Genomic DNA, 10,219 nt, shown 5'->3' on the forward strand with positions numbered 1-10,219 from the left:
GGCGCTCGTCGGGACGTACGACATCGTGCGCGCCGCGGTGGCGGCGGGCGCCGCCTGCGTGGCGGCCGAACTGCTGCTGCGGCACTGCACCCGGCGCTTCGGCGGTATCACCGGCGATGTGTTCGGGGGCCTCGCGGAGACGGCGGCGACGACCGCGCTCGTGGTTCTCTCGCTGGGCTGACCACCGTCGCCGCGCTCACGGGGCGGGCTCCAGGGCGTGCGGCAACGTGCCCCAGGGATGGTCCCCCACGCCGGGGACCGCGCAGTACAGGGCGGCCCCCCGCTCCCGTGCCGGCGTCGCCACGTCGACGTCGGCCGGTACCCCGTGGACGAGGTGACAGAGACTCGCCCCGGCACCCGTCCACGGCGGCGGGGGCCTCCTCCGGTAGGTGGCCCAGGTGCCCTCGAAGGTGACGAGGACGTCCGCGACACGGGCGTACGAAGGGTGCGGTGCCGTGCCGTGGTTGAGGACGAGGGTGCCGTGGCCCAGTCCCCGGACGGCCGTCGCCAGCCGCCGGTAGTAGCCGAACTCGCTTTCCACGGCGGCCGCTTGGTCGAGGAAGGCGCCGTCGGTGCCGTACCAGTCGCGGTGCCGGGTCAGTTCGCGCAGGACGTCCGCGAGCGGTCTGCGGCCGTAGTCGGTGTCGACGTACCCGAGCACCCGGACGTCGGCCGTGCGCAGGCGTCCGGCGACCGCCTCGAACGCCGGGTCGAGGCGGTCACCGGGTCCGCTGGCGGGGTTCAGCACCACGCCGTACAGCCGGGACGCGGCGGCGACGAGCGCGTCCCATTCGGCCGGGCGGACGGCGGGGTGTTCGTAGTACGGGACGAGGAGGGTCTTCGAAGTGCCGGGCGTACGGGCGACGTCGGGCTCACGGGCCGCGGCGAGGGCAGCGGGCGAGCCGTGCGCGCCGTGCGCGCCGGTGTCCGGCGGGTTCAGCGGGTTCACCGGTGGGCCGTCGCCTTTCCCAGCCGGGCGCAGACGAGCGCGGTCTGGGCGCCCGCCGCCGCGCCGTACACGATCAGGCCCACCCAGTGCGCGTCGCCCGTGTGGGTCGCCAGTGCCGCGGTCTGGGCGAGCGCGGCGGCGCAGACGACCGTGGCCGTGCCGGTGACGGCGCCGAAGGACTGGAGCAGCAGCCCGGTCCACATGACCACACCCAGCAGGAGCAGTCCGCCGAGCCGGACCCCGTCCGCCGCCGCGGGCGCGTGCGGCCACAGCGCGGAGGTGGCGAGGCCGAGCACGAGCAGCGCGGCGAGGTAGCCGGCCAGGCAGCGGACGAGCGCGCCGGCGGTGGCCCGCCGGAAACTCCTCGCCGACGTACTGGATCGCAGCCCGGCGAGGCTCCCGCTGCGGAACCGGAACAGCAGCCACTCGGCGGGGCCCATGCTGAGTGTCAGCGCCACCGCCGCCGGTGCGGCGACCGCCGTTCGGGCCCCTGTGAGGACGTCTCCGAGTGCCGCGTACAGCACGAGGACCCCGCTGCCCAGCCCGAACAGGGCGTACGGAACGGTTCCGGCGTTCCGACGCGGGGCGGACCGGCGGGCGCGCAGACGCGCGGCCACCGGTCCCAGGCGGGTCGGGGCGGCCCCGGGCTTCTCGCTGTCCGGCCGGCCCGCGGAGGCCGCCCGCGGCTCACCGGCCCGCCCGGACGGCTCGGCGCCGCCCCGCAGCTTCCCGTACGGCAGCAGCGCGAGAATCCCCGCGCCCCAGCTTCCCTCTCCCAGATCCCGTACCGCGGGCGCCACTTCGAGCAGGCCGAGCAGGGCGACCGCCGCCAGCGAGCCAAGGAGCAGGGCCACCCGAGCCGGATCAGGGACCGGGTGGAAAACGGTGACGGCCGCGCCCGCCGTCATGGGCGCCAGGGCGGCGAGCAGGGTGCGTTCCCTGCCCATCACCAGCAGAACGGTGGCCGCGCCCAGATAGCCGGACTGCCCGGCGGCGAAGGCGACGGCGCCCCGGCCGGCCGAACCCGCCGCCGCGAAGGCCACCAGGGAGCCGAGCAGGACACCGACCGGGGTCCCGACGAGCAGCGCGCGCCGGGCGGCGGCGCGGTCTCCCAGTCCCATCCAGGTGTACGCGCGGTGCGCGAGCCCCTGGTTCCAGGTCCAGCCGCACAGCGCCCCGGCGAGCATCGGAACGGTGCCGGCCGGAAGTCCGAACGCGCCCTTCGGCCCCGCGAGAAGCGGGGCGGCGAGGACGTAGCCGAGGCCTGGGAGGGCGAAGACGATGCCCCGCAGGAGGCAGCCGAGGAGACCGATCCGCCAGGGGTCGTGGGGCGGGCCCTCCGGTTCGGGATAGCCCCGGTCGACCCGCTCGAACAACTCCTCCGCCAGGGCGAAGGAGTTCGTGACGCCGTACCGTTCGCGGATCTGGTCGTCCGACAGGCCGTCGGACTCGAGGAGCGCGGCCACCTCGTCGGGGTGGACGGCGGCGGACACGAACTCCCCCAGGTTCTCGGCGAGTTCGTCGATCGGGTCGGACTGTGCCCGGCTCGTCGAGCGGCGCTGGCTCGGCACCAGGGGACGGGTGCCCTCACGGTCCCCGGGCTGCGTGCGCAGGGAGCCGCTCACCAGCCGGTCCCGTCCGTGGCGACGGCCTGGTACCAGGGGTCGCGCAGTTCGAGGGTCCAGTCGGCGACCGTCTCCACGGCGGGCTCGTACACCTCGGGCCGGCCCGCCAGTTCCTGGTAGACCGTCCTGAAGGCGTCGACGGAGCGGCGCAGAGTGAACCGGTCGATGACCCGCTGGCGGGACAACTCGCCCAGGTCAAGGCGTCGTTCGTCGTCGCGCAGCAGGGTGAGGGCGGCGGCGGCCATCTTCTCCGGCTCGCGCGGCGGGACGACGATGCCGGTGTCACCGACCGCCTCGCGGACCCCGCCCACATCCGTGGAGACCGTCGTACGGCCGCAGGACATCGCCTCGATGATCGAGAACGGGAAGCCCTCGGAGATGGAGGACAGCATGACGACGTGGCCGGCCGCGTAGGCGCGCCACACTTCGGTGATACGGCCCTCGAAGGTCAGCCCGTCGGTGACGCCCAGTTCGGCGGCGAGCTTCTCCAGGCGGGTCCGGTACGCCTCGCCGCCGGGCGGCACGGGACCGAACAACCGCAGCCGGGTGTCGGGCAGTTCGGCGCGCACCATGGCGTAGGCGCGCAGAAGCGTCTCCAGGTCCTTGATGGGATCGACCCGGCCGCACCAGGTGAGGGTGGGCACGGCGGGTTCGGGGCCGGCGTGCGGGAAGGCGTGCGGGTCGACGCCGTTGTAGACCGTGCGGATGCGGTCGCCGTCGGCGCCGCCGCGCTCCTCCCAGCGGCGGTTGTACTGGTTGCAGGGGGTGATGAGGTCGGCGGCGCGGTAGCCCAGGGAGTTCAGTTCGCGGTAGAAGCCGAGCATGAACGCCTTGACGGGCCAGCGCTGTTCGGCACCCCGGTAGCCGAGGTAGCGCTCACGCAGATAGATGCCGTGTTCGGTGAGCAGGAACGGGACCCCGTCCAGGTGGTGCGCGACGAGGGCGGGCAGTGTGGCGAGGCCGCTGCTGACCGCGTGGGCGACGGAGTCCTCGGGGATCCGGACGCCGAGCGGGCGCAGCGCGTGCTCCAGCAGGTCCGTCGCCGTGAGGGCGTCGTGCACGGTGGGCCGGGCAGCGGCCGTCGGCAGATGCGGCATCGTCCAGATCCACATCAGCGAGCGCAGCGCCGATTCGCTGCGCAGGGCGGCCGAGAGGCGTCCGTCGCGGGCGAGCCCGGCCAGTTCGTACAGGGCGTCGCCGAAGTCCTCGGGCGAGTCCGGGTCGAGGAAGGAGAGCAGAAAACGTTCGTAGGTCTCGGCGAAGCGGCGCAGGGCGCGGCCCAGTGGCGGCCGCGCGCGGCCGGGCCGTGGCCCCCAGGTCGGTACGCAGGTGTGCCGGTAGACGTTGGGCGGCAGCTCCCAGGTCACGGGTTCGCGGCCGCTGCCGGTGAGTGAGATGACGTGGAAGTCGACCTCCGGCATGCCCTTGACCAGTTGGTCGCACCAGGTGCTGACCCCGCCGTGGACATGTGGATAGGTGCCTTCGGTGAGCATGGTGACATGACGGCCGGTGCGCATCATGTGTGGTTCCCCCCTGGGACTGTTTCTTCCGGAGAGCCCCCCGGCCCCCGGTGCACGGCTCGCACGCGCACCCCGGCCGGTCGGACCGGGGTGCGCGTCGAGCCGCGGAACTGCCGTGCTTACGCGGGCAGGTTCAGCTTCACTGCGGACTGAAGGAGCTCCGGCTTGGTCCAGTCATTGCGCTGTCCCGCGTACGGCGTTCCGAACGCGGTGGTGCCGACCAGGAGTTGCTTCGTGGTCCCCTCGGGCACGGTCACCGGGATCTGGGTCCCGGACGGGGCCGTGACGGTGACGGTGTTGCCGACGCGGTAGGCCGTGACCCTGCCGCTCGCCAGGGCCGCCTGCCAGGCCGTACGGCGCTGCAGCTCGGTGCCGATCGCGCTCTGCCGGGGGTTCTGCAGCGGGGAGTTGTCCGCGTAGATGGCCTTGTAGTCGGAGAGCACCTTGTCCAGGACCGGGTACAGGATGCGGTCCTCGGCCAGGTTGGACTGGTGGACGTAGTGCGGGCGCGGGTCGTTGCCGATGGCGTGCCCGAGCGCGTTGCGCGCCTCCAGCGGGACGATGTACTCGGCGTAACCGGTGGCCGCGTTCAGCGGGGCCGGCAGGCAGGTGGACGTCGCGTTGTTCTCGCAGATGCCACTGCCGCCGTCGGCCTTCGAGGTGTAGATCCAGTTGTACTCGTCGGCCATCTCCTCGGCCTTGGCGGCGTTGTAGTAGACGTTCATCGGGTAGCGGGGAACGGTCAGCACGCTGTTGCCGACCGAACGCTGCTCGGGTTCACGGGAGTTGTCGGAACCGGTCCACTTGACACCGTTCGCGGAGAGGGCCCGCGCGAGGTTCGGGTTGTCGTCGGGCTGCTGGGGCAGCGTCCTGAGACCCGAGTGCTCGCCGGTCACCAGCTCGGTGCGGTCGGTGGAGAGGCCGTGGGAGGCCGCCCAGTTGTTGTTGTTCGAGATCTCCGCGGAGATCTCGGCCCGGCTCACGTACTCCGTCGAGCCGTCGTCGTTCTTCGAGCAGGTCCAGGGGACGGTCGTGGTGTCCTGGACGCAGCCGAGGAACAGGTGCGTGTAGGTGTGGTTCATCCAGCGGAACTTGGCCTTGTCGGCGAGCAGCCGGTCCGTGAGGGCGTCGGTGCCGCCGTTCTCGGTCTTCCACTCCTCGCCCGCGCCCGCGTTGAAGACCATGTCGAGCGTGAACCCGTGGTCGGCCTCCCACTGGGCGGCGTAGGCGGCGTCGTCCGCGGTCATCCGGATCGGCGTGGTGGTGTCCTCGCCGTTGCCGCCCGCGCAGTCGATGTCGCCGGGCGTGCAGTTGAGCCCGGAGTCCCAGCGGGCGTCGGGCGCGAAGACGTCGTCGACGTGGACGGAGAAGTAGTTCCTGCTCTGCCCGAGGTGCACGCCCTGCGTGAGCCATTCGACGATGCCGCGCGCGAGGACCTTGAACTGCTTCTGGTACTGGTTGTACGCGAAGGTGATCACGAGTTCGTTGCGCCCGTCGTGCGCGTACTGCCCGAGCATCGAACCGCCGATGGGCGCGTCCAGGTAGCTGGTGAACCCGTCCCTCGGGTGGGCCGCGTAGCCGTAGGTCTCCTGCACCGCCGGGTCGTTGTCCTCGAAGGTCAGCGGTCCGTCGAGGTAGCGGAACGGGCCGGCCGTGCCCGCCGCGGTGATCTGGGTGCGTGCGCCGTCCAGCACACCGGCCCAGCCGCCGTTCTGGTCGGTGTAGTCGAGACCGACCTCGGGGTGTGCCCAGGTGTAGGCGTCCACCTGGGGGATGCCGAACGTCTTTTCGTACGTCTCCAGTGCCGTCTGTTCGGCCGAACCCGGGCCGAACGGCGCCTCGTTCGGCAGGACGACGCCCTGGTACTTGGCGCGCGGGGCGCCGTTCACGGTGTCGCTCAGGAATGTCGCGCTGATGGTCGGTCGGCTCGCGTCACCCAGATTGACGGTGGTGTACGGGACACCGGAGTTCTTCAGCTCCGCGGTGATCGCCCCGACCTGGCCCGCGCCGTTGTCGACGACCAGGACCTTGAGATCGATCCGCGGCGTCGCTGCCGCGGATGCGCCGGGTGCCCCCACCCCCAGCGCCAGGAGTCCGGCGGCCCCCAGGACGGCGGCCGTCCCTCTCCACCGATGCAGACTCTGTGCCATATGTTGCGCCTCCCCCTCGGAGATCCCCCACGAGTGGAAACCGTGGGGAATCTGTGGAAATCGTGCAAAGCAGTGAGCGGCATGCCCACTGGACACGATGAGTGTGTCTCAGGTCACCGGGAGTGAGGGGCGGGAATCCAGCACGCCGCCACTTGTGGGTGAACGTCCGTAGAAATGAGCGAAACCCGACCCCGAGCGTAGGCTCGTCCCGGGTACTCGCCCGCCCTGCCAGGGGCCCCGGCAAGGACCGCCCCCGAGGACGGATCTAGGGTCAGCCGTCGGGCCCGGTCGACCCACCCCTCTCGGCCACACGAACTTCAATGGAAGCGGAGATCTCACCACCGTGACTGCTCTCACTCTCAGCACCGCCGCAGCGTCAGGTCTGCGGGCCGACGCGATCGTCGTCGGTGTCGCGAAGGGCCCCAAGGGCCCGGTCGTCGCACCGGGCGCCGAGGCCGTGGACAAGGCGTACGACGGCGGGCTCGCCGGAATCCTGGAGACCCTCGGAGCCTCCGGGTCCGAGGGCGAGGTGACCAAGCTGCCCGCGCCGTCCGGATTCAAGGCCCCCGTCGTGGTGGCCGTCGGCCTGGGAGCGGTCCCCGAGGAGGACGCCGGCTTCGACGCCGAGGCGCTGCGCCGCGCGGCCGGTGTCGCCGCCCGCGCGCTCGCCGGAGCCAAGAAGGCCGCCTTCGCGCTGCCGATCCAGGACGCCGCCGACGCCGGTGCCGTCGCCGAGGGCGCCCGCCTGGGCGCGTACGGCTTCGACGCCTACAAGGAGACCGGCCGGGGCGACGCGGCCAAGAGCGGCAAGGGTCCGCTCGGCGAGGTGACGCTGCTCGGCGGCAAGCCCCGGGACGCGGCGTACAAGGCGGCCATCGCGCGCGCCACCGCCGTGACCGAGGAACTCAACCGCGCCCGCGACCTCGTCAACACCCCGCCGAACGACCTCAACCCGGAGTCCTTCGCCGCCGTCGCCACCGCGGCCGGCAAGGAGCACGGCATCAAGGTGACGGTGCTCGACGAGAAGGCCCTGGCGAAGGGCGGCTACGGCGGCATCGTCGGCGTCGGCGCCGGAGCGGTCGCCGGTCCCCGCCTGGTGAAGCTGTCGTACACCTCCGCCAAGGCGACCAAGCACCTCGCCTTCGTCGGCAAGGGCATCACCTACGACTCGGGCGGCATCTCCCTGAAGCCCGCCGGGCACAACGAGACGATGAAGTGCGACATGGCCGGCGCCGCCGCGGTCTTCGCCGCCGTCGTCACCGCGGCCCGCCTCGGCCTGGAGGTCAACGTCACCGGCTGGCTCGCGCTCGCCGAGAACATGCCCTCCGGCTCCGCCACCCGTCCGGGTGACGTGCTGCGCATGTACAGCGGCAAGACCGTCGAGGTCCTCAACACCGACGCCGAGGGCCGGCTGGTCCTCGCGGACGCGCTGTGGAAGGCCTCCGAGGAGAAGCCGGACGCGATCGTCGACGTGGCGACCCTGACCGGCGCGATGGTGCTGGCGCTGGGCAACCGCACCTTCGGCGTGATGGCCAACGACGACGCGTTCCGTGCCTCGATCGTCGAGGCCGCCGAGGAGGTCGGCGAGGAGTCCTGGCCGATGCCGCTGCCCGAGCACCTGCGCAAGGGCATGGACTCCCCCACCGCCGACATGGCCAACATGGGCGAGCGCATGGGCGGCGGCCTGGTCGCCGGTCTGTTCCTGCGCGAGTTCGTGGGCGAGGGCATCACCTGGGCGCACCTGGACATCGCGGGCCCCGCGTTCAACGAGGCCGGCCCGTTCGGCTACACCCCCAAGGGCGGTACCGGTTCCGCGGTCCGCACGCTGGTCCGTCTCGCCGAGCTGACGGCGGCCGGCGACCTGGGCTGAGCCTTCGTACCGCGAGCGGCCCCGGGCGTTCCTCGCCCGGGGCCGCCCGTTCGGCCCTACGGAGGTTTCGCCCTCGACGAAATCCGCAGGTTCACCCGGCTCCGTACCCCCTCGACGTGATGGATCAGACGTCCTACACACCGGCCCGGCGTCTCGCTCGCCCTCGACAAGTGCGAAGATGGGTTCTCGGCAGGACAGGGCCCCCACCACAGGGCCGTAGAAAGAGCGGCCGGACACCAGCCGACCGACCGGTCAACCGCCCGTAAGGGACAAAGGTGCCCGGCGTTACGGCGCACATGCATGGAGGACGTGACGTGGCGAACGACGCCAGCACCGTTTTCGACCTAGTGATCCTCGGCGGCGGTAGCGGCGGTTACGCCGCGGCGCTGCGCGGAGCGCAGCTGGGCCTGGACGTCGCCCTGATCGAGAAGGACAAGGTCGGCGGTACCTGCCTGCACCGTGGGTGCATCCCCACGAAGGCCCTGCTGCACGCGGGCGAGATCGCCGACCAGGCCCGCGAGAGCGCGCAGTTCGGCGTCAAGGCCACCTTCGAGGGCATCGACGTACCCGCCGTCCACAAGTACAAGGACGGGGTCGTCTCGGGCCTGTACAAGGGTCTGCAGGGTCTCATCGCGTCCCGCAAGGTGACGTACATCGAGGGTGAGGGCCGTCTGTCCTCCCCGACCTCCGTCGACGTGAACGGGCAGCGCGTCCAGGGCCGCCACGTGCTCCTCGCGACCGGCTCCGTGCCGAAGTCGCTGCCGGGCCTGGAGATCGACGGCAACCGCGTCATCTCGTCCGACCACGCGCTCGTCCTGGACCGCGTGCCGCAGTCCGCGATCATCCTGGGCGGCGGTGTCATCGGCGTGGAGTTCGCCTCCGCGTGGAAGTCCTTCGGCGCCGACGTGACGATCATCGAGGGTCTCAAGCACCTCGCGCCCCTCGAGGACGAGAACTCCTCCAAGCTTCTTGAGCGCGCGTTCCGCAAGCGCGGCATCAAGTTCAACCTGGGCACCTTCTTCTCGAAGGCCGAGTACACCCAGAACGGCGTCAAGGTCACCCTCGCCGACGGCAAGGAGTTCGAGGCCGAGCTGCTGCTCGTCGCCGTCGGCCGCGGCCCGGTCTCGGCCGGTCTCGGCTACGAGGAGCAGGGCGTCGCGATGGACCGCGGCTACGTCCTGGTCGACGAGTACATGCGCACGAACGTCCCGACCATCTCCGCCGTGGGCGACCTCGTCCCGACGCTCCAGCTCGCCCACGTCGGCTTCGCCGAGGGCATGCTGGTCGCGGAGCGGCTGGCCGGTCTGAAGACCGTTCCGATCGACTACGACGGCGTCCCCCGCGTGACGTACTGCCACCCCGAGGTCGCCTCCGTGGGTATCACCGAGGCCAAGGCCAAGGAGATCTACGGTGCGGACAAGGTCGTCGCCCTGAAGTACAGCCTCGCGGGCAACGGCAAGAGCAAGATCCTCAACACCTCGGGCGAGATCAAGCTCGTCCAGGTGAAGGACGGTGCCGTGGTCGGCGTCCACATGGTCGGCGACCGCATGGGCGAGCAGGTCGGCGAAGCCCAGCTGATCTACAACTGGGAAGCGCTGCCCGCCGAGGTCGCTCAGCTCATCCACGCCCACCCGACGCAGAACGAGGCGCTCGGCGAGGCCCACCTCGCCCTCGCGGGCAAGCCGCTGCACGCGCACGACTGATCAGCCCCGGCCGGTCACCCGGCCGTCGGCTGCACCCAGTCCCCGCGTCGAGCCGGGCGCGACGACGACCACAGACTTCCGCACCTTCCCCTAGCTCTCGATCCCGATCGAGCAGGGGAGACCCCAATAAGGAGCAACAGAAACCATGCCGGTTTCCGTAACCCTTCCGGCACTCGGTGAGAGCGTCACCGAGGGCACTGTCACCCGCTGGCTGAAGGCCGAGGGCGAGCGCGTCGAGGCCGACGAGCCGCTGCTGGAGGTGTCGACGGACAAGGTCGACACCGAGATCCCCTCTCCCGCCGCCGGCATCCTGGCATCCATCAAGGTCGCCGAGGACGAGACCGTCGAGGTCGGCGCCGAGCTGGCCGTCATCGACGACGGCACGGGCGCGCCCGCCGCCGC

At 71.6% G+C, this 10,219-nt stretch carries 8 protein-coding genes; 4 read left to right on the forward strand and 4 right to left on the reverse strand.

Annotated elements, in window-relative coordinates; translation table 11 throughout:
• On the forward strand, positions 1–181 hold a 181-nt coding region (locus N4G66_RS44310; RefSeq protein ID WP_261710005.1), incomplete at its 5' end, for an adenosylcobinamide-GDP ribazoletransferase.
• A gap of 15 nt (positions 182–196) precedes the next feature.
• On the opposite strand, the gene N4G66_RS44315 is transcribed toward N4G66_RS44310, so the two are convergent.
• The 4 genes from N4G66_RS44315 to N4G66_RS44330 form a co-directional block, all read right to left on the reverse strand.
• Positions 197–949 carry a spherulation-specific family 4 protein gene (locus N4G66_RS44315; RefSeq protein WP_261710006.1) on the reverse strand — a complete coding sequence of 251 codons (753 nt, stop codon included), beginning with the start codon at positions 947–949 and terminating at the stop codon, positions 197–199.
• Positions 946–2,574, reverse strand: coding sequence for a hypothetical protein (locus N4G66_RS44320; RefSeq protein ID WP_261710007.1), 1,629 nt, complete (start codon positions 2,572–2,574; stop codon positions 946–948). Before N4G66_RS44320 ends, N4G66_RS44315 begins: the two co-directional genes overlap by 4 nt.
• Positions 2,571–4,094 carry a GT4 family glycosyltransferase PelF gene (gene pelF, locus N4G66_RS44325; RefSeq protein ID WP_261710008.1) on the reverse strand — a complete coding sequence of 508 codons (1,524 nt, stop codon included), beginning with the start codon at positions 4,092–4,094 and terminating at the stop codon, positions 2,571–2,573. Before pelF ends, N4G66_RS44320 begins: the two co-directional genes overlap by 4 nt.
• Before the next feature lie 119 nt (positions 4,095–4,213).
• Complete coding sequence (locus tag N4G66_RS44330) at positions 4,214–6,244, reverse strand: hypothetical protein (RefSeq protein WP_261710009.1); 2,031 nt, start codon at positions 6,242–6,244, stop codon at positions 4,214–4,216.
• Positions 6,245–6,587: 343 nt separating this feature from the next.
• On the opposite strand from N4G66_RS44330, the gene N4G66_RS44335 reads away from it, so the two are divergent.
• The 3 genes from N4G66_RS44335 to N4G66_RS44345 all read left to right on the forward strand — a co-directional run.
• Positions 6,588–8,114, forward strand: coding sequence for a leucyl aminopeptidase (locus tag N4G66_RS44335; RefSeq protein WP_261710010.1), 1,527 nt, complete (start codon positions 6,588–6,590; stop codon positions 8,112–8,114).
• A 314-nt stretch (positions 8,115–8,428) separates the two neighbouring features.
• Complete coding sequence (gene lpdA, locus N4G66_RS44340; protein WP_261710011.1) at positions 8,429–9,817, forward strand: dihydrolipoyl dehydrogenase; 1,389 nt, start codon at positions 8,429–8,431, stop codon at positions 9,815–9,817.
• 145 nt (positions 9,818–9,962) lie between these two features.
• Positions 9,963–10,219 (forward strand): biotin/lipoyl-containing protein (locus N4G66_RS44345; protein WP_315903770.1); only part of this gene is annotated, 257 nt, incomplete at its 3' end.

Origin of the sequence: Streptomyces rhizosphaerihabitans (genome assembly GCF_025399795.1) — a bacterium.
Classification (GTDB): Bacteria; Actinomycetota; Actinomycetes; order Streptomycetales; family Streptomycetaceae; genus Streptomyces; species Streptomyces rhizosphaerihabitans.

Excerpts from the sequence above, each read along its gene's own strand:
- pelF (WP_261710008.1), bottom strand. The coding sequence starts at position 4,094 with ATGATGCGCACCGGCCGTCATGTCACCATGCTCACCGAAGGCACCTAT.
- N4G66_RS44330 (WP_261710009.1), bottom strand. The coding sequence starts at position 6,244 with ATGGCACAGAGTCTGCATCGGTGGAGAGGGACGGCCGCCGTCCTGGGG.